At 53.6% G+C, this 25,079-nt stretch carries 24 protein-coding genes and 1 pseudogene; 2 read left to right on the top strand and 23 right to left on the bottom strand.

Going from position 1 to position 25,079, the window contains the following annotated elements:
- Window positions 1–2 precede the first annotated feature (2 nt).
- From glyS to AC0YOA_RS09115, 20 genes are all read right to left on the bottom strand, one after another.
- Window positions 3–2,084, bottom strand: a complete 2,082-nt coding sequence (gene glyS / locus AC0YOA_RS09210; protein ID WP_475786344.1) for a glycine--tRNA ligase subunit beta — start codon at window positions 2,082–2,084, stop codon at window positions 3–5.
- Complete coding sequence (gene glyQ / locus AC0YOA_RS09205; protein WP_210037696.1) at window positions 2,077–2,964, bottom strand: glycine--tRNA ligase subunit alpha; 888 nt, start codon at window positions 2,962–2,964, stop codon at window positions 2,077–2,079. Before glyQ ends, glyS begins: the two co-directional genes overlap by 8 nt.
- 333 nt (window positions 2,965–3,297) lie before the next feature.
- Complete coding sequence (gene recO / locus AC0YOA_RS09200) at window positions 3,298–4,044, bottom strand: DNA repair protein RecO (RefSeq protein WP_475786343.1); 747 nt, start codon at window positions 4,042–4,044, stop codon at window positions 3,298–3,300.
- 34 nt (window positions 4,045–4,078) lie between these two features.
- Entirely contained in the window at window positions 4,079–4,234 is a 156-nt protein-coding gene (locus AC0YOA_RS09195) for a YqzL family protein (protein ID WP_475786342.1), read from the bottom strand.
- Window positions 4,235–4,359: 125 nt separating this feature from the next.
- Complete coding sequence (gene era, locus AC0YOA_RS09190) at window positions 4,360–5,277, bottom strand: GTPase Era (RefSeq protein WP_475768167.1); 918 nt, start codon at window positions 5,275–5,277, stop codon at window positions 4,360–4,362.
- A gap of 27 nt (window positions 5,278–5,304) precedes the next feature.
- Entirely contained in the window at window positions 5,305–5,730 is a 426-nt protein-coding gene (locus AC0YOA_RS09185) for a cytidine deaminase (RefSeq protein ID WP_475786341.1), read from the bottom strand.
- A gap of 25 nt (window positions 5,731–5,755) precedes the next feature.
- A complete protein-coding gene (locus tag AC0YOA_RS09180) occupies window positions 5,756–6,118 on the bottom strand; it encodes a diacylglycerol kinase (RefSeq protein ID WP_475786340.1) in 363 nt (120 codons plus the stop codon).
- Window positions 6,118–6,615, bottom strand: a complete 498-nt coding sequence (ybeY, locus tag AC0YOA_RS09175; protein ID WP_475786339.1) for an rRNA maturation RNase YbeY — start codon at window positions 6,613–6,615, stop codon at window positions 6,118–6,120. Before ybeY ends, AC0YOA_RS09180 begins: the two co-directional genes overlap by 1 nt.
- Window positions 6,612–8,825, bottom strand: a complete 2,214-nt coding sequence (locus AC0YOA_RS09170; RefSeq protein WP_210037703.1) for an HD family phosphohydrolase — start codon at window positions 8,823–8,825, stop codon at window positions 6,612–6,614. Before AC0YOA_RS09170 ends, ybeY begins: the two co-directional genes overlap by 4 nt.
- Before the next feature lie 126 nt (window positions 8,826–8,951).
- The gene (locus AC0YOA_RS09165; RefSeq protein WP_210037704.1) at window positions 8,952–9,923 is read right to left on the bottom strand and encodes a PhoH family protein; all 972 of its coding nucleotides are present in this window, start codon (window positions 9,921–9,923) and stop codon (window positions 8,952–8,954) included.
- 6 nt (window positions 9,924–9,929) lie between these two features.
- Window positions 9,930–11,123: a sporulation protein YqfD gene (gene yqfD, locus AC0YOA_RS09160; RefSeq protein ID WP_475786338.1), complete on the bottom strand. Its 1,194-nt coding sequence runs from the start codon at window positions 11,121–11,123 to the stop codon at window positions 9,930–9,932.
- A 31-nt stretch (window positions 11,124–11,154) separates the two neighbouring features.
- Window positions 11,155–11,433 carry a sporulation protein YqfC gene (yqfC, locus tag AC0YOA_RS09155; RefSeq protein ID WP_475786337.1) on the bottom strand — a complete coding sequence of 93 codons (279 nt, stop codon included), beginning with the start codon at window positions 11,431–11,433 and terminating at the stop codon, window positions 11,155–11,157.
- 178 nt (window positions 11,434–11,611) lie between these two features.
- Window positions 11,612–12,112 carry a hypothetical protein gene (locus tag AC0YOA_RS09150; RefSeq protein ID WP_475786336.1) on the bottom strand — a complete coding sequence of 167 codons (501 nt, stop codon included), beginning with the start codon at window positions 12,110–12,112 and terminating at the stop codon, window positions 11,612–11,614.
- A gap of 55 nt (window positions 12,113–12,167) precedes the next feature.
- Window positions 12,168–13,163 (bottom strand): flotillin-like protein FloA, encoded by a 996-nt coding sequence (gene floA / locus AC0YOA_RS09145; protein ID WP_379114069.1) that lies wholly within the window; start codon window positions 13,161–13,163, stop codon window positions 12,168–12,170.
- A 17-nt stretch (window positions 13,164–13,180) separates the two neighbouring features.
- Complete coding sequence (locus AC0YOA_RS09140; protein ID WP_475786335.1) at window positions 13,181–14,566, bottom strand: NfeD family protein; 1,386 nt, start codon at window positions 14,564–14,566, stop codon at window positions 13,181–13,183.
- Between the two features lie 118 nt (window positions 14,567–14,684).
- Window positions 14,685–16,037, bottom strand: a complete 1,353-nt coding sequence (locus AC0YOA_RS09135) for an MATE family efflux transporter (protein WP_475786646.1) — start codon at window positions 16,035–16,037, stop codon at window positions 14,685–14,687.
- A gap of 176 nt (window positions 16,038–16,213) precedes the next feature.
- Window positions 16,214–16,657, bottom strand: a complete 444-nt coding sequence (locus AC0YOA_RS09130; protein ID WP_475768175.1) for a GatB/YqeY domain-containing protein — start codon at window positions 16,655–16,657, stop codon at window positions 16,214–16,216.
- 16 nt (window positions 16,658–16,673) lie between these two features.
- Window positions 16,674–16,847 (bottom strand): 30S ribosomal protein S21, encoded by a 174-nt coding sequence (gene rpsU / locus AC0YOA_RS09125; protein ID WP_188992903.1) that lies wholly within the window; start codon window positions 16,845–16,847, stop codon window positions 16,674–16,676.
- A 162-nt stretch (window positions 16,848–17,009) separates the two neighbouring features.
- Window positions 17,010–17,351 (bottom strand): histidine triad nucleotide-binding protein, encoded by a 342-nt coding sequence (locus AC0YOA_RS09120; RefSeq protein ID WP_210037710.1) that lies wholly within the window; start codon window positions 17,349–17,351, stop codon window positions 17,010–17,012.
- Window positions 17,352–17,490: 139 nt separating this feature from the next.
- Window positions 17,491–17,880 (bottom strand): hypothetical protein, encoded by a 390-nt coding sequence (locus AC0YOA_RS09115; RefSeq protein WP_379114065.1) that lies wholly within the window; start codon window positions 17,878–17,880, stop codon window positions 17,491–17,493.
- 251 nt (window positions 17,881–18,131) lie between these two features.
- Between AC0YOA_RS09115 and AC0YOA_RS09110 the strand changes: the two genes are divergently transcribed.
- Both AC0YOA_RS09110 and rpiA read left to right on the top strand, forming a co-directional pair.
- On the top strand, window positions 18,132–18,719 hold the full coding sequence (locus AC0YOA_RS09110; RefSeq protein WP_475786334.1) for a hypothetical protein: 588 nt from the start codon (window positions 18,132–18,134) through the stop codon (window positions 18,717–18,719).
- 11 nt (window positions 18,720–18,730) lie between these two features.
- Window positions 18,731–19,393, top strand: coding sequence for a ribose-5-phosphate isomerase RpiA (gene rpiA / locus AC0YOA_RS09105; RefSeq protein WP_475786645.1), 663 nt, complete (start codon window positions 18,731–18,733; stop codon window positions 19,391–19,393).
- 156 nt (window positions 19,394–19,549) lie between these two features.
- On the opposite strand, the gene AC0YOA_RS09100 is transcribed toward rpiA, so the two are convergent.
- The 3 genes and pseudogenes from AC0YOA_RS09100 to AC0YOA_RS09090 all read right to left on the bottom strand — a co-directional run bounded on the left by AC0YOA_RS09100 (window position 19,550) and on the right by AC0YOA_RS09090 (window position 25,059).
- Window positions 19,550–20,167 (bottom strand): hypothetical protein, encoded by a 618-nt coding sequence (locus tag AC0YOA_RS09100; protein ID WP_475786333.1) that lies wholly within the window; start codon window positions 20,165–20,167, stop codon window positions 19,550–19,552.
- Between the two features lie 178 nt (window positions 20,168–20,345).
- Window positions 20,346–23,837, bottom strand: coding sequence for an AAA family ATPase (locus AC0YOA_RS09095; RefSeq protein ID WP_475786332.1), 3,492 nt, complete (start codon window positions 23,835–23,837; stop codon window positions 20,346–20,348).
- Window positions 23,834–25,059 (bottom strand): annotated as a pseudogene (locus AC0YOA_RS09090) (metallophosphoesterase family protein). The gene AC0YOA_RS09095 and the pseudogene AC0YOA_RS09090 overlap by 4 nt, the downstream one beginning before the upstream one ends.
- Window positions 25,060–25,079: the final 20 nt, after the last annotated feature.

The following is a 25,079-nucleotide window of genomic DNA, read 5'->3' as shown; positions in this document are numbered from 1 at the left end:
TATTACCACACAAGTCTGGATAAATCTGCAACTGTACCCGCTCCGTCGGCGATAAGAGCCAATAAAGCCAACCGGTTTGCACGGACGTCTTCATCTTCAGCCATAACCATAACGCGGTCAAAGTACGCAGTGATCGGTTCCTTTAATCCCGCGAGCTTGGCGATTGCACCTGCAGCATCATCATTATTAATACATTCCGCAATGCTTTCGCTTACGGCCTGCCATGCGGCGTACAATTCACCTTCAGCCTCATCCGCAAAGAGGGAAGGCGCCACATTCTTAGACGCAGCTTTAGAGGCAAGGTTGCTCACCCGGTTCAGAGCATCGACCGCCAGCTTGAATTCATCCCGCCGCTCGCCCGCAGCGAAAGCTGTCACAGCAGCGGCTCTGTTGACCGTCTGGCGCAAATCATTATAGCCTGCCGCCATAACCGCATCGACAACATCATAACGGATGCCCTGCTCGGAGAGCACATTTTTCACCCGCAGCGCGAAGAACTCATAAAGGTCTTTTCGAATATCTGCGGCTTCGCGTTTCAATGGCTTCCCGCTGTGCACATCCAGCGAGAGATCGAATAGTCTGTCCAGCGGCAGCTTCAATCCATGCGCCAGAATAATCTGGATAATGCCCGCTGCCTGGCGGCGCAGAGCATAGGGATCCTGGGATCCTGTGGGAATAATGCCGATGGAGAAGCAGCCGACAATCGTATCGATTTTGTCAGCCAGGCTCACAATCGCACCTGTCAGGGAGCCTGGGGCACGGTCACCGGCAAAACGCGGTTGGTAATGTTCATTGATGGCGACCGCAACCGCCTCCCGCTCCCCTGCCTTGCGGGCATAATCCTCACCCATCACACCTTGCAGCTCCGGAAACTCGTATACCATCTGAGTGACCAAATCAAACTTGCAGATCTCCGCAGTGCGCGCAATGTCGTCCACTGTCTGCGGATCAAGACCAAGTGCGTTTGCCAGCTTGGCCGCCGTTGCCTGAATGCGGCCAACCTTATCCGATACCATTCCCAGCTCCTCATGATAAACGATCTTCGCAAGCTTTTGCAGAGAATCGGAGATCGGAGTCTTCTGATCTTCGGCATAGAAGAATCTGGCATCGGACAGACGAGCTCTTAGAACCTTTTCATTGCCTTTGGCTACCTGCTCGATAGAGGTACGATCGCCATTGCGGACGGTAACGAAGAAAGGAAGCAGTTTGCCCTGCTCATCCAGCACCGGAAAATAACGCTGATGCTCACGCATCGAAGTAATCAAAACCTCCTGCGGGATCTTCAGGAAAGCTTCATCGAAGGTTCCGAACAGCACATTCGGATATTCAACAAGAAACACAACTTCTTCCAGCAAATCCGCCTTCACGTCGATTTTCCAGTTTTTCTCGGCAGCCAGCGCATGGATCTGATCCAGAATCAGCTGCTCACGTTCCGCTGCATTGACAACGACCTGCTGCTCGCGCAGCCGTTCCACATAATACGATGGGGAAGTGACTGAGGTTTCTCCTCCCAGGAACCGGTGGCCTCTGGTGATCGTTCCGCTCTGAACATCCGTGATTTCAATCGGTATGACCGTTTCCCCGAATAAGGCGAGAAGCCATTTGATCGGGCGGACAAATTTCAGCTCGTGACTGCCCCAACGCATGTTTTTGGGAAAAGACATGGAAGTAATCAGGCTCGTGAGGCCCTCTGGCAGAACATCAAAGGTAACCGTGCCGATGCTGCTTTTGTTGGCATAGATATACTCAACTCCGCCAAGCTCCTTGAAATAGAAGGCCTCCGGTTCAACGCCCTGGCTGCGGGCAAATCCAAGAGACGCTTTGCTCCAGGCCCCTTGGTCGTCGAGTGCGATTTTACGGGAAGGACCTTTTACTTCTTCGCTGACATCCGCCTGCTTTTCTTCCACATCCCGGACCAGCACGGCGATCCGGCGCGGCGTGGCATAAGCTTCCACCTCACCATGGGCGATGCGGGCGGTATCCAGCCATTTGACTGTCTTTTCCTTCAACTGGTTCATCGCTCCCCGCACAAAACGCGCAGGAACCTCTTCAAGTCCGATTTCCAGCAGCAAATCCTTAGCCATTCGCGCTCACCTCTTTCTTCAATAGCGGGAAGCCGAGCCGCTCGCGCTCCTCCAGGTACGTGGCTGCACAGGCGCGCGCCAGATTGCGGACCCGCATAATATAGCCTGTGCGCTCCGTCACGCTGATTGCCCCGCGGGCGTCCAGCAAATTGAATGCATGCGAGCATTTGAGCACATAATCATACGCTGGGAAAACAAGCTTGTGCTCCATCGTTTTCTTCGCTTCTTCCTCGTACATGTTGAACAACGAGAAAAGCATCGCAGCATCCGAGGTTTCGAAGGTATATTTGGAATGCTCGTATTCCGGCTGCAGAAATACATCTCCGTAAGTAACGCCTGCAACCCATTCCAGATCAAACACATTTTCCTTATCCTGAATATAGGAAGCCAGACGCTCCATCCCATAGGTAATTTCCACAGCGACCGGATTCACGTCGATACCGCCAACCTGCTGGAAGTACGTAAACTGCGTAATTTCCATACCATCCAGCCAAACTTCCCATCCAAGTCCCCACGCGCCAAGCGTCGGCGCTTCCCAGTTGTCCTCAACAAACCGGATATCATGATGAAGCGGATCAACACCAAGCCGCTTCAGGCTCTCGAGATACAGCTCCTGGATATTGTCGGGCGAGGGCTTGAGAATCACCTGGAACTGGTGATGCTGATAGAGCCGGTTCGGATTCTCGCCGTAGCGGCCATCCGCAGGACGTCTGGAAGGTTCCACATAAGCCACATTCCAGGGCTCCGGTCCGATTGTGCGCAGAAAAGTCATCGGATTCATGGTGCCTGCACCCTTCTCCACGTCATAGGGCTGAACAAGAATACAGTTTTGCTCCGCCCAAAACTGCTGAAGCGTCAAAATCATGTTTTGAAAATTCATCTGCCGACCTCTCTCCTTTATTATTCAAATTCAGACATGGCCAAAACGATATAAAAAGCTCTCGTCCCTATGTCTGACAAAGCTCAGACATAGGGACGAGAGCTGATCTCCCGCGGTTCCACCCTACTTGATCTCCCAATATGTGTTGGCACATACAGGAAATCCGCTTTTCACGTTCATCCGAACTCCGAAGCGCCTTTCGCCGATTCGTCCGCCCAGGCTTTCACTGTCCCTGGTTCGCTGCCGCTGACGACTGTCCATCGACTACTTTCTTCATCATCGTTCCTATTCTAATAGTATATCTTAGCTATTCACCACTGGTATGTCAAGCTGTTAAAGGGGATATTTATCCATTTGATCAAGAAAGGTACGAGATTTAAGCGGAATATTAATATGAGTGTCGATGAGCAGCCGCATCGCCTGTTTAAGCTGAGCTTTGGTTTCATCCTTGACCTGGATATTCCCAAGCCGCGTCAGATCCATTCTACGAAACAGCTTCAGCAATTTGTGCGCGCTCTCGCTGAGCGGCATTGCGGAGGAATCCTTATATCGGCAGCGGCTGCAAAGAACGCCGCCTGAACGGGCGCTAAGTGCCATCGGACCAACGGCATTCCCGCAGGATACGCATTCATCGAACATGGGAGCATACCCGGAAGCCTCAAGAATTTTCATCTCGTATAACTGAATAATCGTTGGACCGTCTTTGCCGTCGGCCAAAGCGCGCAGGCAAGCCAGGAGCTGCATAAACAAGTATCCGCTTGCTTCCTCGTCGTTGGTCGTCCGGTCTGTAAGCTCGACAGCATAAGCCGCATAGGCGGTCAATTCCAGCCCTTCACGCAAAACATGGTGAGATTCAATAATCTCACCATGCGTCAGCGTACCAAGCCCGCTATTGCGGTAATAAAGATATTCCCCATGGGTAAACAGCTGAGTCAGCGAGCCGTGACGGCTCTTCGCTTTTTTGGCGCCGCGGACAAGAATTGCCGCTTTGCCGTGGGAAGGAGTAAGAATCGTAATGATTTTGCCGCCTTCCCCATAATCCATACTACGGATGACAATGCCTTCAACCCGGTACTGCATCGCGGTTCTCCCCTTACTCGCATGTAAAGACGCATCATATGGAAGGAGCACTCTCCATGTCGGATTCCAGCTGCGTTTCTTCATCAACGCCTGGCTCATCGGATTTGCTCAATTGATCCACGTCTTTATAAAGCAGAAAAGCATCCACATCCCCGGTCAGCGCAAAATACTTCCACGAAAAGTCTCGCATTCGTATCATCCCTTCCGCTCTATCCGAAATGGTTCTCAACAGTTAGGATGCGATGAATGGGGATGTCCTATGCCAGACAAATAACGGGCATTCTACGCTATGGCAGGAAATGTGGACAAGCCGTTTTATTCGTTTTTGTAACCGAGATCCTTCAGAACCCGCTCCTGATTGCGCCAATCCTTCTTGACCTTGACCCACAGCTCCAGGAACACCCGTGAGCCAAGCAGCAGCTCGATATCGCGCCTTGCCAGTCTGCCCACTTCCTTGAGCAGTGCACCCTGCTTGCCAATGACGATTCCCTTCTGCGAATCGCGTTCGACAAAAATAACTGCCCCGATGTAGACAACTCCATTGTCCTGCACCTTCATATCTTCAATTGACACCGCGATGGAATGCGGCACCTCTTCGCGCGTCTGATGCAGAATTTTCTCCCGGATCAGCTCTGCGCAGACGAACTGCTCCGGATGATCCGTCACCTGATCTGCCGGGTAATATTGCGGCCCTTCGGGCAGATAACGGGTCAGCACACTCAGCAGCGTATCGATGTTATTGCCCTGCAGCGCGGAGATCGGAATGATCTCGGCAAAATCATGCAGCTCCTTGTAGGTGGCGATCAGAGGCAGCAGCGCTTCGGGATGAATTTTATCGATTTTGTTCATCACCAGAAAGATCGGCGTTTTGACAAGCTTGAGCTGCTCGATGATATAACGGTCTCCGCCCCCAAGACCTTCGGAAGCGTCAATCAGGAACATTGCGGCGTCCACTTCGCCCAAGGTGCCGACAGCGGATTTATTCATGTAATTTCCAAGCTTCGACTGCGGCTTGTGTATTCCGGGCGTATCGAGAAATACAATTTGCGAATTGTCTTTCGTATATACACCGTGAATTTTATTGCGGGTTGTCTGCGGCTTGTCCGACATTATTGCGATTTTCTGGCCGATGACTTCGTTCATCAGCGTCGACTTTCCAACGTTCGGCCGGCCGACAATCGCTACGAAGCCGGAATGGTATTTTTCTTTTTTACCGGATGGTGTGTGATTCATAATAGACTATTCGATCCCCTTCCAAACTTAGCCTTTCCTTAACGAAAATGCTCCCGGCAGCAGCTCTTCGACCGTCATTACTGATCGGCCGCCTGTCAGGTTTGCCATAATGACGGGCATGTCCGGCTTGCAAAGCTCAACCAGCACTTGTCTGCACACCCCGCAGGGCGTGATGGGAAGCATCGTATCTCCAACAACAGCAATTGCCGTGAACTCGCCTGGGCTCCGCCCGTCGGCAATCGCCCGGAACAATGCGGTCCGTTCCGCGCAATTCGTCGGACCGTAGGCTGCATTCTCGACATTGCAGCCCAGATGTACATTTCCGTCCTTATCCAGCAGTGCCGCGCCTACGGCAAAGCCGGAATACGGTATATAAGCATGGCTCCCTGCTTCCAATGCCTGCTCCAGAAGCCGCTCCCAATCCGCGGAGAGCGGCTCATTTGATACCTCCATCCCATTGCCTCCTTCTTCACTTTAGCTAATGGTAGACCAAATTCCATATACGCGGACAGAAGATGATCAATCCGATAACGACGGCCGCAATAGCCGCAACCAGTACAGCCCCCGAAGCTGTATCCTTCGCCGCTTTGGCCAGCGGGTGAATCGCCGGGCTTGCCAGATCCACGACGCTCTCGATCGCAGTGTTCAGCATCTCGGCACATATGACCACCCCCATCACAAGCACCAGCACAGCCCATTCCATTTGCGTAATCCTGAAAATGAAGCCTGCTGCCGTTGCAATAAGAGCGGAGATTATATGAATACGCATGTGAAGCTGCGTGTCCAGGGCCAGACGAATGCCAGCCACTGCAAATTTACAGCTCTGAATGAACCTGCGCATTAACGGTGCAGACCAGCCTGCCGGAGGACGTCTTCCTGCTTTTTCGTCATAATTGCCTCGCTCGCTTCGTCCTGATGATCATAACCGATCAAATGCAGGAATCCATGCACAAACAGAAATCCAAGCTCCCGCTCCAGCGAATGACCGTACTCCAGACTTTGCAGCTTCGCCCGCTCGGCGGAGATAATGATATCGCCAAGCATGCCGTCCAGCGGCAAAGGAACATCCTCTTCCTCAACATCATAAATAATATCCAGCTCTTCGTCGGTATGTTCCTGCATGGCAAAGGACAACACATCCGTCGGCCGGTCGATGCCTCTGTATTCCCGATTTAACTGATGAATTTCTTCATCATCGACAAATGAAAGAGTTACCTCGCCTTCTGTCAGCCCTTCCGCTTCCCCGGCAAGCAGAAGCAGCTCCTCCAGGCGTCCCAGAAACGCTTCGGGTATTTCAACTTTATTCTGTTCATTATTCCATTCCAAGCGCAAACTCATGCCAGCCGCTCCTTTGGTTTACTGTCTTCGGGATATTCGATCCGCGAATGGAAGATACCGATAACGGATTCCTTCAAAGTCTGCGCGATTTGATCAAGCTCCTTGAGGGTCAAATCGCATTCATTAAACTGGCCGTCATCCAGGCGGTTTTTAATGATTTTGTTGATCATCGATTCCACCTGCTCCATGGTGGGACTTCGCAAACTCCGGACAGCGGCTTCGATGCAATCCGCGATGCCGACAATGGCGGCTTCCTTCGATTGCGCCTTTGGTCCGGGATACCTGAAGTCATCCTCGGTGAAATCCGTTTCTTCCCCGGCCGCTTCAGCCTGCTTCCATGCTTTGTGGTAAAAGTACTGCAGGAATGTCGTTCCATGATGCTGCTCCGCAATATCCCGGATCGGTTTGGGAATGTTATGGTTCTTCAGCATCTCCACGCCATCGCGGGCATGCGCGATAATAATCGATTTGCTCAGCTTCGGATCGATGGAATCATGCGGATTCTCGATATTGCTCTGATTTTCGATAAAATAACTGGGCCGTTTGGTCTTGCCGATATCATGATAATAGGAGCCGACCCGGCACAATAGACCGTTGGCGCCAATGGCTTCGGCAGCCGCTTCGGACAGATTGCCGACCATTACGCTGTGATGGTACGTACCCGGCGTCTCCGTCAGCAGCTTGCGCAGCAGCGGATGATTGGGATTTGACAGCTCCACAAGCTTAAGCGCGGACAAGATGCCGAAGGTAATCTCGAAAAAAGGCATCAAGCCGATAACCAGAATCGCCGTCAGCAGGCCTCCGGCAAAAGCAAACGCAATCGTGGTGACCATTTCCGTCTTCTCCGGCAGCTCGCCCCCAAGCAGAATCAACGCAAGCACGGAAGCAGATCCGAACAGGCTGACCATAATGCCTGCCTTTAATATCGTAGACCGCTGGCTCGCCCGGTGAATGGCAAAAATAGCGGCAAATGAGACAACCGTTGTCATAAATCCATAATTAAAATCAAAGATACGGTTGGAATCGACGTTGAATAAGATACTGCCGGCAATAGCGAACAGAAACGAGCAGACAACCGCGAGCTGAACATCCAGCAGCAGCGTAATGAGCATCGCTCCCATTGCTGTCGGCGCCAAATATCCGACATAGGAAATGGTATCGGTCTGCGTCAGCTCGACGATCCGCATAATCAGCAAATTCAGGATAAAAATAAGCAGCAGCATCGCAAGCTGGGCATTATTGTATCGCACATTTGCGGTATTAAGGCCCGATGATTTGTCCAGAAAGCTGTAAATAAACAAGAGGAATAACAAAGAAAGCAGCAGCAGGCCGAGCTGCGGCCAATAGGATTTTTTGTCCTGCAGCAGATTGAACGATGAGAGCCGGTCGTATAACTCCTGGGTGACCATCTCTCCCTTATGGACGATGATATCCCCTTGATTAATGACGACCTCAGGCGTGTTTTCTTTCGCCGCTACCTTCGCTTCGCTCGTTGCCTCGCTATCGAGGAATTTGTTCGGCATAATGGCGAATCGAGCCAGCTCCTGAACGATCTCCCTTGTTTTGCGCTCGCTCAGCGAGCTTGCGTTCACAAGCTCCGCCACCTTCGTGCGGGCCGTCTCCGCTTCCCGCAGCGGATCGCTCATCAGCTTGCGGACGATGGTAAGCCCCACCTGCTGCATATCGGCAATCTGCACAACGGTAAGCTGCGGCAGCTTGTAGTACGTTTCCTCCGGAATGCGGTATTCCTGATTCTTGACTGTCGTTGCCATCTCCTGCAGCAGGGTATCGTTATAGGCATCCTTGCCTGTATTGCTGCGTACGAACTCGTCGACATAGTCGCTATAGAGCTGCGGAATTTCCGTCCTGTAGATGGTCACTTTATTATCGGTCGTAACCTGATCATCCTGATTCAACTGCTCCATACGGGCAAAAATCTGCTCCAGCAGCTGCTCGCTCCGCATCGCGACAATGGAATAAATCGGTTCCACGCGATCCGCTGCTTCCTCCTGCGCCTTGATCCTTGCCTTATCATCCTTGATTTGCGCAGGCGCTACAACGTCGCGTTCCATCCGCTTGCCTTCTTGAATATCGTAGGTTTTGGGAAGCAAATAAGGAGCTAGAGTGATATAAAACAACAAAACAAATAAAAACAGCAAGATCCATCGAACCGCTGCGCTCTGCTTCCAACCACTCCATGAAAACTGCACGTATTATGTCCCCCCTCGTGCTGCGACCACCCCATAGGGTTGCTTCAACTGCGGGGCCGTCCATGCTGGGTATGATAAAACCGTACACCCGGGTAATCTGTACGTTCTATGCTGGCCTGACGCCATTTAGCCCTGATTATCGGCATCCATGTTGTAAGCCACGATGATTTTTTGAACCAGCGAATGACGGACGACATCCTGTTCAGAGAAATGCACGAAGCCTATCTCGTCAATATTCTGCAAGATACGCTGCGCTTCATTAAGTCCGGAACGTTTGCCGCGGGGCAAATCGATTTGCGTGACATCACCGGTCACCACCATTTTGGAGCCAAAACCAAGCCGGGTCAGAAACATTTTCATCTGTTCCGGAGTCGTGTTCTGCGCTTCGTCAAGAATTATGAATGAATCATCAAGCGTACGGCCGCGCATATAGGCAAGCGGCGCAACCTCGATCAAGCCCCGTTCAAAAGCTTTCACCGTTTGATCCGGACCCAGTACGTCATGCAGCGCATCATAGAGAGGGCGCAAATAAGGATCCACCTTCTCCTGCAAATCGCCTGGCAGGAAGCCAAGGTTCTCGCCGGCTTCTACTGCGGGACGGGTCAATATAATCCGCTTGACGGAGCCTTCCTTCAAAGCCGCAACCGCCAGCACAACCGCCAAATACGTTTTGCCTGTCCCGGCAGGACCAATGCCGAATACCACGTCCATTTTCTTGATCATCTTCACGTAGTGGCGCTGGCCTATCGTCTTGACGCGAATCGGTTTGCCGCGGAATGTGGAGGTAAGCTCCGCTTTGAATAAATCCAGCAGCTGGTCAGCCTGCAGCGTCTTTGCCAAATCGAGCGCATACATGATATCGCGTTCCGATGGCGTATACCCTCCGCGGAACAATTGCTGCAGCACGGTAAAAAGCTGTTCCATGGACTCTACCTCGGCAAGAGGCCCGGAGATCATGATTTCGGCGTCGCGGGACATAATATCCGCTTCCGTCTGCTGCTCGATCAGTTTCAGAAATTTGTCCTGCGGTCCAAAGAGCGCAAGTCCTTCCGCCGCGCTCGCGAGCGGGATTTTGATAATCTTGGTTTCATTTGGCAAAAATGCTCAATCTCCTTGTATATGAACTAACGGTCTTTCAGCTACGATCGACTGTTCCACCTCAAAAAGCACTTTCATATAAACTTTACCATTGTCCGCCTTTTCATGCAAAATGTTTTCGGCGCGGATCTTCGATCCCGCCCCTGCTTTGGTCAATAAATCGGCTTTGGCCTGAAGCAGTCCCGCCTCTCTTGCCTCCTGCTGCGTGAGCGTCTGTTCATCCACGCGGACCTCCCGGATGGTCTCCTTCATCCGGCCGAGCGGCAGCTTCAGGGAACGCCAGGAGGCCTGCTCCAGATGTCTTTCGGTCTCAAATTGATCATAGGGAACCTTGCCAAAGCCGCTGACCCGAAGAGCGCGTCCCCATGCTACCCCATACCAGCGGGTAATACTCTCCCCTGTGTAGGTTTTCATTTTCTGCTGCATCGGTGAGACAATCATATATTCATGCCAGACCAGACCTTTAACGATTCCCTTAGCCACTACCGTGCGTGTATGAGCTTCATCCCCATAGATTCCGGAGATCAGCACGTCGCCTTTCTTGACCTTCGTATTCCGTTTCACGACAGGCCTTCCGGTATCGGCCAGAATTTCAGTCACAACGGCATCGGTCGAGGCCACAAGATGGCGGGGACTGAGCAGCTCCTGCTTTTCGGGGATAGTTGTCTCCACCACCTGGATCGTAATCTTCGTTCCCTGCTTTTCCACACCGATCCAGGCTGCTCCAGGCAGCTTCTGCGTCAGCTTCTTGGACAGCACGTCCGACTTTTCAAGTCGAAAAGACCATTGGAACGGATAAAGACCTTCCTGCTTGGCAGCCTGCAAAATCTGCTCTTCGGACAAGCGGTCGTTCCCTTTAATATCGATGGTCCAGATCAACGAAGATAAAATGTACATGCCAATAAAAAAAATGAGAAGACCCGCGCCGAAAAACAGCCTTTTCTCCAGCTTGACAAGCCAGAAGGGGAGCCCCCTGCGGGACTCGACATGGACCCGGGAGCTTGTCTCCCTGAGAAGCGGCCGAAGGCGAAAGAAGTCATTGACGGTTAAATCGCAAATCAGTTCCCCGCTGCTTGTCCGGCGGATGGACCACAGCTCAAGTCCGCTCGCCAACGCGCGGTTGACAAGCAATTCCAAGGATTCTCCTCTGATGCAGACCGTTACGATTCCCCGCAGCCATTGCAGCCATGAAGCATTCATCCTTTCTTCCCCCTTTACGATCCATTTATCGTCATTCCTTGATTTGAATATGTTTGATTTTCCCTTCCACGAAGACTTCTTCGGTCCAAATGGTCCTGATAATCAGACCCTCTCCCGTTACTTCCAGCTCCCCTTTGCTGAGCGCGAGGCGCAGACTATCGCTGGAGAAATAGAGCACGCCGCGGTGGTTTTCAATATACAGCTGACGATCGCCAATCATCGTCAAGCGGGGCAAATCGAATACGACATCCTGCGGTAAATCGAGCAAATCGGCAGCCATTTTACGCAGTTTGCGGTTTATGCGGCGCATGCGGACAACAAGCCCCCTTCCCATACTGTACCAACGTATGCTGGAAACCGCTGAAATATGAGGATACCGATGCAGATGAGACTGAAAAAGCAAAGAAGCCCTCAGCATCCACTTTCCAGTGGCCTGAAGGCTTCTTAAGCGCTTTGATTATAGCAAGCTAATAATGCACGAAAATCGATCAGGGACGGCGGTGGGGGCGCTTGGAGCGCGGTGGACCCAGAACCTCGGCAAGAACGACCGCACGCCGGAGTTCATTCTTATCCAAATTACGCAATAAGCCGCCTTTTGGAGCAGCGGATGGCTCAGAGATGCGTGCCTGCGCAAGCGGTCTGCGCTGAAACGGCGAAGTTCTCTCGGTGATCCTGACCTTCGGGGGCTCGTCATATAAAGGCTCCTCAAATACAGGTTCATCATATTCCAGACTAACCCCTTCTCCGTCCTCTGAGCGGTTACCGCTATCGTAGCGAGCAGGCTGAGCCGGTTGATTCACAGGCTGACCAAACTGCCGCTGCTGAGGATCGCGGCTTCTGCGGGGCCCCGCCGGGCCGCTTCCAAAGTCGGGCATCCGGTTCTCCCGCGGATTGCCCTTTCTGGCTTTATTGATCAGGGAGAAGAGAAACCCGACCACAATAATGACAATAAAGAAATTTTTCAAAATAAATTGAATCAGGTCGTTCACTGCATCACCTCCGGCAATCCTTTACGAGGACTGTTTATGCGGGTTAAAAAAAAATCTATTTATCCTCTTTGTCCGGCTGGTTGGATTCCTGGTTGCCGATTGAACCGCGCATTTGCGTGTCGGCCTCAATGTTTTTCAAATTCATATAGTCCATCACGCCAAGCTTGCCGCCCCTGAGCGCCTCAGCCATCGCAATCGGCACTTGTGACTCCGACTCAACGACAAGCGCGCGCATTTCTACGACACGGGCCTTCATCTCCTGCTCATGAGCAACAGCCATTGCACGCCGTTCTTCGGCTTTGGCCTGGGCGATTCTTTTGTCGGCTTCCGCCTGCTCGGTTTGCAGATGGGCTCCAATGTTTTTGCCTACATCCACGTCCGCGATATCAATGGACAGAATCTCAAATGCCGTGCCGGCATCAAGTCCCTTGCCAAGCACAGTACGGGAAATCAGATCCGGATTCTCAAGAACATCCTTATGAGAGCCGGAAGAACCGACTGTCGTTACAATTCCCTCACCGACGCGGGCAATAATCGTTTCTTCGCCGGCGCCGCCGACAAGGCGTTCGATATTGGCGCGAACCGTAACACGCGCTTTTACCTTGACTTCAATTCCGTTTTTGGCTACAGCAGCTACAATCGGCGTTTCAATTACACGGGGGTTTACGCTCATTTGCACCGCCTGAAGCACATCGCGTCCTGCCAGATCAATTGCCGCCGCGCGTTCAAACACCAGCTCGATATTCGCACGGTGAGCGGCAATCAGGGCATTGACAACGCGGTCTACATTACCGCCTGCCAGAAAGTGGCTCTCCAGCTGGTTAATATTCAGCCCAAGCCCCGCTTTGGTCGCTTTGATCAGCGGATTGACGATCCGGCTTGGTACGACTCGCCGCAGGCGCATGGCCACAAGCGTAATGATTCCGACCCGAACGCCCGAGGACAGCGCGGCAATCCAAAGCATAATCGGGAAGAAACTCAAAAATACGGAAAGCACGATAATAGCCAGTACGACGATGATTATAATGGTAACAGTTGGATCCAGCTCCATAAATTCCCCTCCATGGTTTAAATGTTTTCGTTCAACTGCTGCACAACGACACGCGTTCCTTCAACTTTAATGACTTGAATTTCCGCATTTGCCGCGATAAATTCTCCCTGCGTTACAACGTCGACCCGCTGTTCGCCGATAATCGCCGTACCGGCAGGCCGCAGCGGCGTAACGGAGCGTCCGCGCATGCCGAGATATAACGCTTTATCGGCCGTTGAGACATACCCCTGCTCCGTCGTCAGGCTTTCACTGAGGATAAACCGGTTCCATACCCCTTTGTGGGCAAAGCGTTTGGCAATGATAAAGACGATTACTCCTGCCGCAAGCAGAGCGACGAACAGGGATAGAAAGGCTGATTTCGGGCTGGGCGCGGCAAGCACAACCCCTGCAATAAGCGATGCTGATCCCAGTATTCCCAGTATTCCGAAGCTTGACACAAATACCTCGGCAATGAGCAGCACAACTCCGATTACAAACAGAATAATTTCTTCCATCCCGGCAAAGCCCGTGATGTAATGACCGAAGAAATAAAGTCCGAAGCCGGCAAGCCCGATCAGACCGGGGATGCCGAAGCCGGGAACGATCAGTTCAATCGCTACACCTGCTATGCCGATAACGAGCAGCAGCGTCATGATGGCGGGCTGGGTCAGAAATTGCGAAATCCGCTCCATTACGCTGGCTTTGACCTCCACCAGATTGGGCTGCTCGATGCCCAGATGCGCCAGTACCTCATCAACGGAGCTTGCCGTGTAATCGGCATAGCCCACTTTCACCGCATCGGCGGCGGACAAGGCCAAAAGCTCGCCTTTCTCGACCGTGCGTCCAAGCGGCTTGATCTCCAGCGTCACATTCGGATTGACCATCGCAGTTGCCAAATTGGGATCGCGGCCGTTTATTTCAGCGGCTGCTCTCATTTTTTGCGTCCAGTACGCGACTGTTTTCGGATTGTCAATCAATGTGCCTGTTCCGTCCACAACTGCCGCCGAGCCGATCACACTATTAGGCTCCATCACAAGCTCATCGGCATTCAGGGCAATGTAAGTACCTGCGGATACCGCCCTCCCGTGAACCAATGCTGTCGTCGGAACCTTACTGGTACGGACGAGATCGCCAATTCCCTCTGCGCTGACTACGCTGCCTCCAAGGGTGTCAATAACGAGCACAATACGCTCAGCGCCGGCTTCTTCCGCTTCCTTGTAAGCACGCTTGAGGAATTTCTCAAGCCCTGATTCGATTGGCTGTTCAGCCGGAATAACATAAACCGTGGAGCCGATCTTCCCCCCGCCGGTATCGCTATCGGCCGCAAATGCAGCGGGAACCATAGCGCCAACCAGATTCATAAAGATAAGCCCAACAACAACAGAAAGCGTCCCTCTGGCTATCAGCCGTCTAAACCATTTCAATAGTTGACCCTCCTCTCCTTACTGTAACCAAGAAGAAGCTGACGCCATTCCTCACCGCGTCAAAATCTGCCGCAATCGTAATCCTTCATACGGTCTGACAGTGCCCCCGTTCCAAGTATTATCCGTGGGAGGCCTCCTTAAGCCTGACTGAAGTCCAGTCCGTACGGTAAAAACGCAGCATGACCGACGTGCCGAACACCGTGAGGAAGGAGTAAAGCGCGATCCAGGCTCCCAGGCTGCCCCAATGAAACACAAAGATAAACAAGTAAGCAACCGGCACAAAGAAAAACCAGCTGAGAAAAAATGAGATGCGCATGAGAAAAGTGGTATCGCCGATTCCCCGCAGTCCGCCTGCATAGAAATTAAGCAGGCCATCAAAAATTTGCAGGTAGGCGGAAACCTTGATCAGAAACGCCGCCAGCTCATAAACTCCGGGGTCCTTGGAATACAAGTGGGCAATCTGCTCGGAAAACACCAGCTCCACCGTGCCAAGCGCAATAATGAACATGGTACCCAGAATAGCGGTATCGGTTCCAGCTCGGCGTCCAATCAGAGCCATTCCTCTGCCCACGCTTTGCCCTACCAGAATTGTTGCCGTCGCTCCGAAGGCAAAGGCCGGCATAAAGCCGAAGGACATCACATTCAGCGCCACCTCGTTGGCAGCAAGCGCGTGGTCGCCCAATCTGGCTACGAAGGCGGTGAAGATGAACATGGATACGCTGAGCGAGAATTCCTGCATGCCCAGCTTGCCGCTCTCCTGGGCGATCAGTTTTATTTCCGGCCAGTCAAACGAGAAAGCAGCAAGACGGCTGCGGGTTTGGTAACGTTTATGCAAAATAAAGAAAAAGATGTATACGCAAATGAACAGCTGGACCCCTTCACCAATGAGCACGGCGAGGCCTGCGCCGGTCAAGCCCAGATGCGGAAAACCCCAGTGGCCGAATGTGAGAACGTACGTCAGAAAAATCATCAATAAGTTGGATATCAGCGACACAATCATGGACATGGTGGTCGATCCGATTCCACGCAGAAAGCCGTGGAAGGCAAAATTAATAATGCCAAAGGACATGGCATAGAAACGCAGCTCCAGATAATAGCCGCCTTGATGGACCAATTCCTCCGATCCCCCGGTCCAGCGCAAAATATCGTCAGCAGCTAGCCAGCCCGTTACGAATATAACAACCGCAAAAAATATGCACATGTACATAGCCAGATATGTCCGCTGCAGGCCTTTGCGCATATCGTTGGATCCGTAATTCTGTGCGACCAGATAACTGACCGTATGGCCGATACCGGAAAAAATGGCAAATGCATTATACATAATAATATTGGAAACGCCAACAATTGCGATTATTACAAAGCCCAGCTGACCCACCATTATCAGATTAATGGTTCCTGTCACGGTCTGTGTGGCGAAGGTGACAAGAGAGGGTATGGCAATCAGCAGGATTTGAAGCCAGTTACGCAGCATAGTAAAGTGTTCCTCATTTCCCATCTATTAGCCCCTATTCTGGAGCAGTCTGTAGGATGTGTCAATAGCTCCGAATAACGGGAAACAAAAGAAAACTGCCCGCTTTCAATGAGACAACACGGGCAGTTCATGAAAAAACACCCCCTTCGCAGGGAGTGTCTGGCTGTCAGCCTATGTTATTGCAGAAATTGCTGCACATATGTGTTTACTAGTTTACCATCAGCACGCCCTTTGGTCTTGGGCATGAGGGCGCTCATAACTTTGCCCATATCGGCTTTCGATGAAGCACCGGTTTCCGCTATGGTCTGCTGAACAATTTCTTTGATTTCATCTTCGGTCAGCTGCTGAGGCAGGTACACACTAATAATTTCAATTTCTGCGGCGACGTCTTTTGCAAGATCATCGCGGCCGGCTTTTTCGAATTCTTGGAGGGAATCTTTACGTTGTTTGATCTCACGACTTAGGATATCAAGCACTTCGTTATCATCAAGCGGTCGCTTTAAGTCAATTTCCAGATTCTTGATGGAAGCACGAATCATACGAATCGTGGAGAGCTTGAACTTCTCTTGACCTCTCATGGCTTGCTTCATATCATCGTTCAATCGTTCGCTAAGGTTCATTAGTGGAAGGATCCTCCTAAAACTTTCTCTTACGCGCAGCCTCGGACTTCAGTTTGCGTTTAACACTAGGCTTCTCATAATGCTTGCGTTTCTTAACCTCGGCAAGGACACCATCTTTAGCGATAGTCTTCTTGAAGCGGCGGAGTGCAGCATCGATTGTCTCGTTTTTGCGAACTTTTGTTTCAGACACCAGTTTTCCCTCCCTCCGAGCAGACCGTCTAAGAAAGATCACACGGTTCATCACATTTAATTATATGGTATAACCAAAGTCAGTGTCAACTTGAAAGGACCAGCTAATTTCCTTCTTTTACTATAAAATGCGCATCTGCTGTACATCCATGTATTCCGTGATTCAACCGGCGAGCGATTTCATCTGATGCCCGCCCAGAAGATGCAGGTGCAGATGATACACAACCTGGCCGCCCTCGGCGTTGCAGTTATTTACCAGCCGGTATCCTGACTCGTCAATATTGTGCTCCTTGGCGATTTGCCTGGCTGCTGCGAACAGCTCTGCAATCAGCGCATTGTCCTCATCCTGAACATCGTTCATCGTCGGTATGTGCTTCTTCGGAATGATGAGAATATGTACGGGCGCAGCCGGCTGAATATCGTGAAAAGCCAATATGCGCTCATTCTCGAACACCTTCTTCGAAGGGATATCACCGTCAATAATTTTGCAAAATAAACAGTCCATTTCCGCTGCCTCCTGTCCAAAAGCATTCTTTATTTATCCATAATAACGAAAAAAGTCATTCACGTCCAACGGAAGGAAGAAATGATAGACCGGTGCCACCGGCGCCGGTCTTGGTTTAAGCTTATGGATGGCCAGCGATTTAAAAAAAGGGAAGCAGCGAGAGTCCCAGCAGCGCAGCAAGCGGAAATGCTTGACGGTAGAAACGGCGGCGCGGGTAATACGGATATGGATAGAGCGGCGGGTAAAGCGGCGGATACGGGAAAAACCCCCGCGGATCGTACTGGTTGTCACAATGAGGAACTGCGAGATACACCATTTCATCATCGATATGCTCCACAAATCCGTCACAGCACCAACCATCCTTGGTGTGGGCCAGGACATAACGGTACTTATGATCCTTACACCATTTTTTCATTTCATGTTTTTCCATCGGCTGTGTGACCGGTGCGGTTGCAGTCGGCATTTGTGCCATAGGCTTTTGGTTAACGGGCATTGTTGCAATAGGCATTGTTGTAACCTTTTTCTCCATGCTTGATCCAGCCTCCTTCATTCTCCTTTTATCCTATTCGTCTATGGGCGTTTGGCGCCTATGGCGCCCAAAAATGGGCAGATGACTACTCAGCATGACAAAGCGTAAAGCGCCCGGCAGCAGATGAACAGCAATATACGCCTCAATAGAAAGCTCTGTGACAAGGGTTGGCAGAGGATTGACTTGGAAGGTATACTTGCAGCAAAAGGATCATGAACAGCAGGGCATTATGTAAGAAGGGCGGAAATTCATTGAAGGCACGAACCCGAACGATTATGTTTATTCTCCTCATTGGGGCAGCGGCGTTCGCCGGCTACAAAGTATATGATTATTACCGGGATGACAGCTTGCTCCACCGTATCGTGACACAGGATGGGTATCAGTTGACGCAGGCAAATACGGCAGACTCCACCAGGCTGGAATTCAAACCGGAGTGGCTGGAGACACAGGATCAGGAATCGAGGACGCTGAACGTTCCTGTCGGGTACGATCACCAAACCCTCTTCGTGCTGGAGAAGATCCGGAGCGAAGCGGATGCCGTGATTTTCAGCATGAAAGCCATACCCGAGCTTAAGAAAGAAGAAGGGGAATTCTTGTATACCGCCGAAATCCACGGGAACGGCGCGCTTTCCCCTGCAGCACCTGATGTGCCGTGGACCTTTTTGGATCAAAGCGGTAACAAAATTGATATAAATGGGGTAAAATATAAGATAGAACCAGAGGCAGGCCCCTCCGCAAGGTTTTCGCTGGAGATTAGCAAAACAGGCCTGGACAAGCTTGCAGCTGGCTTCACCGCAGAATACACCGGATTTAATTTGTATACCTATTCCAGGAAATAGCAGGTGAGATGATGGAAAGCAAACGAATCGCCGCAGAGCATGCCGTAACGCATATAAAAGATGGGATGGTAGTCGGACTGGGTACAGGCTCAACGGCTTACTGGGCCATTCGGAAAATCGGGGAGCGCGTCAAGGAAGGCCTTCTTGTGCGGGCAGTGGCAACTTCAAGACAATCCGAGCAATTGGCGCAAGAGCTTGGGATTCCTCTCGTCGCTTTTGAAGAGATTGACGGAATTGATATTACGATTGACGGAGCCGACGAGGTTGATGGTGAGCTGAATCTCATCAAGGGCGGCGGCGGCGCCCTGCTGCGCGAAAAAATCGTAGCCGCATCCAGCCGCAAGCTGATTATTATTGCCGACGAAAGCAAGCTTGTGAACCGGCTCGGCACTTTTCCCCTGCCGGTGGAGGTAACTGTTTTCGGCAGCTCCCTCACCATGAATAAGCTCGCCAAATTCGGCTGTCCGCTGAAGCTCCGGACTGTGAACGACCAGCCTTTCGTCACCGATAACGGGAACTATATTATAGATTGTCAGTTTGGCGCGATTGAACAGCCGCAGCAGCTTCATGATGAAATCAACGGAATTCCGGGTGTGGTCATAAACGGGCTGTTTATCCACATGGCGGATCGGGTGATTATCGGACAAAATGACGGGACGGTAAGAGAGCTCTAGCATGCAGGGCTGGTTTTCCCACCGGGCGCAGCTCCCAGCGCGCGGTGCGAATTTGAAGAAACCGTTCGGAGCGTAATCAAAGAGCCTGCATTCCTGGCGAGGAATGCAGGCTCTTTGATTTTTAATGCTGGCAGGTGGTGCGATAATTTTGATCTTTTAACTGCCTGACTGGTACATGACGCTTGCCGGCTCGTTCATGATATCCAGCAGCTTCCTGCTCATATCCACCCATTTGGGGTCGATCAGAATGGTCTGCGCCGAGGTTTCCGATAAGGTGTCCTCATCAAAGGAGGCTATGGTTGTTTTCAATTGCGTATACCAGCTCTCCAGCTGCTGAAGATAGCTTCGTTCCGCTTCGGTGAGCGGTCCTTCATGATTACCGATCATCGTGGTGGACTGCTCGACCTGTGACAAGAAGGTTTGCGCATTGCGGTTCTTGAAGGCAAAAGGCTCCTTGCTCACCGCACCGGCCTGGTCCAGCAATATAATCAGGCTTTGAGCCTGCTTGAAGGCAGCCTGCAAAGCCGTTTTGGTTGAAATCCGGCTGTCGGTCGCATCATTATCCAGCAGCTTTTGAACATTCGCTTGAACGGCATCCACATGCAGCTTCGTCTGATTGCCGGCATTAATGATGCTCATGCCCCGGCTGACACGATCATCTTTGTCATGCTGTATCAGCTTGGTGACGAAAAAAACGTTGCCGATCAGACTGATTACGAGCATTAAAAGGACAATAGGTGTGAATATAGGCCGTTTCGGTTGATGCTCCTCCACGAAGATTCCTCCAAACAGACGTTGATCAGCGACACAGCGCTTTGGGGTGTTCATTCCTGCTATATCTTCATTTACGTTACAATGTTCCCGCTTGCAATGCAAGTCGAAACCGGAAGCAAATGTGAGCAATTATTGCCGAAATAGGCGCAGCCGGCAAGTTTAAATGACCGCCTGGCGGTCACATCGTTTCCAGTTCCACGCTGCTGCCCCGGCCGGATGAATCTGCCGCCGTGACAATCAATCTGCGCGGAAGGCGCGCCCGAAGCTCGGGAACATGGCTGATCACGCCGACGGACAGCGTCTCGTTATGAAGCTTTTCCAGTGCGGTAATAACCGTATCCAGCAGTTCCGGATCCAAGGTGCCAAAGCCCTCATCCAGGAAAAAGAACTGCAGGGGATATTTGCCGCGAAGCTGAATCTGGCTGGACAATGCGAGGGCCAGTGCAAGCGAGGCCAGAAATGTTTCGCCGCCGGACAAGGTGGAGACAGGGCGCCGCAAGCCTCCGTTCGCATCATCGCGGATGACAAAACCGCCTCCCGAATCAACCTCTAGCGCATATCTCCGCTTGGTCAGGAAGCCTAGACGTTCCGAAGCGGCTCGGCATACCTGGACCAGCTGCTCCTCAGCCACATATTCCACAAAGGTATTGCCGCGAAACAGGGTCTGCAGCGATTTCAATCGTCCGCACAGAAGGTCCATCTCGGCCCGCCTGACCTCCAGCTGCTGCCAGCGCTCCTGCTTGGCCTTCAGCTCGTCCCAGTCACGCTCTGCCTTCGCCGTCAGCTGCAGCATGGCTTCGTTGTTGACGCGGGCCTGCTGGAGCGCGGCAGCGCACTGCTCCCATTCCTCGTCCGTAATGCTGCGGCCCTGCAGTTGATCCCACAGCAGCCCGGTCTGGGCGGCAAGCTGCTGCTCGGACTCCCGGAAACGGGCAATCTGTTCCGCAAGGCTATTCTGCTGACCGAGCAGCGGCTTGAGGGAAGCGGCCTCTTCGGCCGTATCGAACGGGGATTGCGCAAGCGCAAGTCCCCAAATCTCTTCGGTTTCCTGACGGCGTTTGATGGCGGAGCTTTCCCCTTCGGAAGAGGCGCTTCTCTGCTCCGCAGCAGCTTGCAGCGCAGCCTGTGCTGCTTCATGCTTCTCCTTGCTTTGCCTGAGCAAGCTGCGGACATCCGCAAGCTCCCGCTCAGCCTCCGCAATAAGTGCGTCAGCGGCCCGCCCTCCTGTCCACTCCTTGAGCTGGGTCTGAATTCTCTCCAGCTGCTGAGACAGATGCCCAAGCTTCGCTTTTTGTTCCACAAGCTCCAGCTGGGCAGCTCCGGCCTGCTTCTCACCTTCGGCGATCTGTCTGGTTGTCGCATCGATAAACTCGACGCTCCGCTCCACTCTGCTGCGCAGCTCATGAGCGGCATTATCCCTGCGCTCGTAGTTGTCCAGAACGGCGTGAGCCTGCTCCGGAAGCAGATCGCTGCCAAACTGCTCCTGCCACAAAGCCAGCTCCCGGTTCATGAGATCAGCGCGTTCGCTTGCTTTGTCCCTGGCTGTCTGATCGATTCTGGCACGCGATCCCAGCTCTCCAGCCTCCAGACCGCAGCGGCGCAGGCCGTCGTTGAATCGGGAGCGTGCTGCGCCAAGGCCAGGCTCAATCGATGAAAATCCGCTGCTATGCAAGGCGTATGTCTCAGCAGCATCGATCAAAGCCCGCTGCATGATATCCAGGGCATCCTCGCTGGTTAGCTCCAGATTCCGGGAGTCGGGCATGGTCTCGGCCCGGTCGACTGAAACCGCCGCCTCCAGCATGGATAAATCCCGGAAAAACGAATGATACGCCCCCGCTTCTGGCCGATCGTTAACGGAAGACTGTGAGCCAAGCTCCAGCAGGCGTTCCTGGGCGGACTCCACTTTGCCAAGCAGCGGCGTGACGCGCATCAGCTGTGTCTGCACCCGCTGATGCAGGTCTTCCCAAGGAGCAGCATCTCCTTGAGAATTGTCGGAGACGGCGGCTTCCCTTATGCCGTGCAGGGACGGATGATCGCAGGAGCCGCATACCGGGCAGGCTTCCCCTGCTTTCAATTCTTCAGCAAGCTGCGCGGCAAGCTGCTGCCTCCGCTGCTCCGACTGCTCCTGGCGGACGCGAAGAATCCAGCCTGGAAGCCTGTCGCTGAGCAGCTGCAGCTGTGATGCGAGCTGGCGCAGCCCGGCGAGCATCGGGCTCAGCGCGGAGAGGCGGTCGTTCAAGACGGCTGATGCCTCCGCTTGTTCCGCTTCTGCAGCCGCCAGCGCAGCTTGCGCTTCGGCAAGCTGACGGGCTGCTGAAGCGGCTTCCTGCTGCGCCGCTTCCAGCTGTTCGCGCAGCGCGTCCAGCTGCTGCAGCCGCTTAGCCAGCGCTCCGCGCTGCTCGCGCTCGGCGGCAGTAAGCTCGGCGGCCCGGAGCTCGGCCTTGAGCTCGCTCTGCTTTGCAACGGCGCGGCCGAGCTTGTCCTGCGCTTTGGCGGCCTGCTCGCCAAAGCTGCGCTGCCGCTCTGCGGCGTCCGCACAGCGGCGCTCGCCGGCGGCGATGCTTGCCGCAAGCGCGGCGGCTTCGCCTTCAAGCCGCTGCGCTTGCGCGAGCTGATCGAGCCGCAGCGCAAGGCGCGGCTCGGAAGCCTCTGCGGCGTCGGCCGCCGCGGTCCATGCGGCGTCGGCCGACGCCGCCTCTGCCAGCCGGGCGGCATACGCCAGCCCGGCGGCTTCGCGGCGCGAAGCGGCGGCGCGAAGCGCCGCTTCGGCCGCTCCCGCGGCTGCGAGCGCGGGCATCAGCCGCTCCGCCGCCGCCAGGCGCTGCAGCTCGCGCTCAAGCGCCGCAATGCGCGGCGCGTCGGCCAGCAGCTGTGCCTGCTGCGCCTCCTTCGCGCGCAGCGCCTCCACCCGCTCGCGTACATGCAGCCGCTCCGCATAGAACCGCTCCGCTTCGGCAAGCGCTGTCCGCGCCGCTGCAGCCGCCGCGGCCGCTTCGCGGTGACGCTCCGCTGCCGCAGATACTGCAGCGGCAGAAGCATCGCCTAGCCCCAGCTGCTCGGCTGCGGCTTCTCCCAGCGCGGTCTCCGCCGCTTTCATCCGCTGGCTCAGCTTCAGCGACAGGCCGTCGCCGAACCGCTCCAGACGGAACAGCCGCTGCAGCATGGATCGCCGGTCCTTACCGGCAAGCGATAGAAATTCAGCGAATTTGCCCTGCGGCAGAACGACAGCGCGGGTAAAATCCTGCATGTTGAGGCCGATGCGCTCTTCCACGCAGCGCGTAACATCAGCCAGTTTATCGGCAATCACGATATCACCGGCATCCGTGATCTCCACAAAGCGGCTCAGCGTGCTGCTCACCGAAACATCCCCGCTCCGTTTGAACTGCCTTTCCACGCGGTAGCGCTTTTTCTCTCCTCCGCCGGCAAGCTCGAAGGTAAAAGCAACGGAAAGCTGCTTCTCCTCCTGATTCAAAATGCCCTGGGTACCGTTAGCTGCCCGTTCAACCTTGCCGTATAAAGCTAATGTGACCGCATCGAGGATGCTCGATTTGCCGCTTCCTGTCGAGCCAAATATCCCAAATACCCCTGCTTCGCACAGACGCTCGAAGTCGACAAACTGCGTCTGGCGGTAGCTCTGTAGCCCGCTTAATCGAAGCCCTATCGGTTTCATCCTTCATCCTCCCATTCTGCCCGTACCGCTGCAGCCTCGGCATCCGCTCTCGTGGATGGATCATCGTCCTCTGCCACCAGTTCCAGAAACAGCCTTACCGTCTCCGCATCCGGCTCCGCCCCTGCGCTCTGGCGGGCAAAAAACGCCGGAACAGCTCCTCTGCCGGCAGCTGCTCGCGCAAGCGGGTGTCTCCTTCAGAAGAAGACACCATTTCGGGATAAATCGGACGAATATGTATAAGCCCGTCATGCAGGCGGCGCAGCTGCTGGATGTCGGCAGCCGTCATCGCTTCCTTCATCCAAATGTCCAGATTGATCCAAGCCCGCGCATCCCGGCCCTCTTCCAGCCATCCATGCACATCGGACAAGCCGCCCTTCGCCGTCCAGTTTACGAGCGGACGTCCGCTGCTGAGCAGCATCTCCTGCGGTTCAATCTGTTTGCCCGGAGATGCGTCGAAGACCATGACCGACTTGGCCTGCCCGGCCTCGGAGAAGCTGTATGCCAGAGGGGATCCGCTGTAGCGCATCGTCTCGTCGCCGTCAACCCGCTGCGGGCGGTGCAGATGGCCAAGCGCCACGTACTGGGCGCCAACCCGCAGCGACGAGGGATCGACGGTATAGGCGCCGCCGATTTGAATCGGTCTCTCCGAATCTGTCTCCAAGCCGCCCAACACATAAATATGGCTCATCGCTAAATTGACAGTGTCCGGCGTGAAACTCTCCCCTAATTTCCTCATGAGCCGTCCTACCCGCTCCGAATAAGCGGTGCGCAGCAGCGCTTCATCCGTTTCCTCGCTGAGCAGCTCTCTCAAACGTGATTCCGAAGGGTATGGTAGAGCAGCGATAACAGCTCTCTCTCCCGTGCGGACAACATCGACCGCAAGCGGCCGGTCCGAGGGCAAGCCGACAAGCCTGATGCCGCTGCGGGCGGCAAGCGGTGAAGAAGCTGCTACCCGCTCCGGGTGATCGTGATTGCCGGCGATAACAGCAACCGTTCTCCTGCCCCCGTCCGCGAGCCTGGACAACGCCTCATAAAACAGCTGCTCGGCCGCTGCCGGCGGATTGACTGAATCGTACACATCCCCGGCAAGCAGGACAAGATCAATATCTTCCGCTTTGACGAGGGTTGCCAGTTCATCCACGAAAGCCGCCTGTTCATCCAATCGGCTGCGTCCTTCCAGCGAGCGTCCGAAATGCCAATCGGCGGTATGTAAAATACGCATGGTAAAATTCCTCCTTCCCG

The organism is Paenibacillus sp. JT22N12 (genome assembly GCF_056269365.1).
This window is presented reverse-complemented; position numbering and strand designations above follow the sequence as displayed.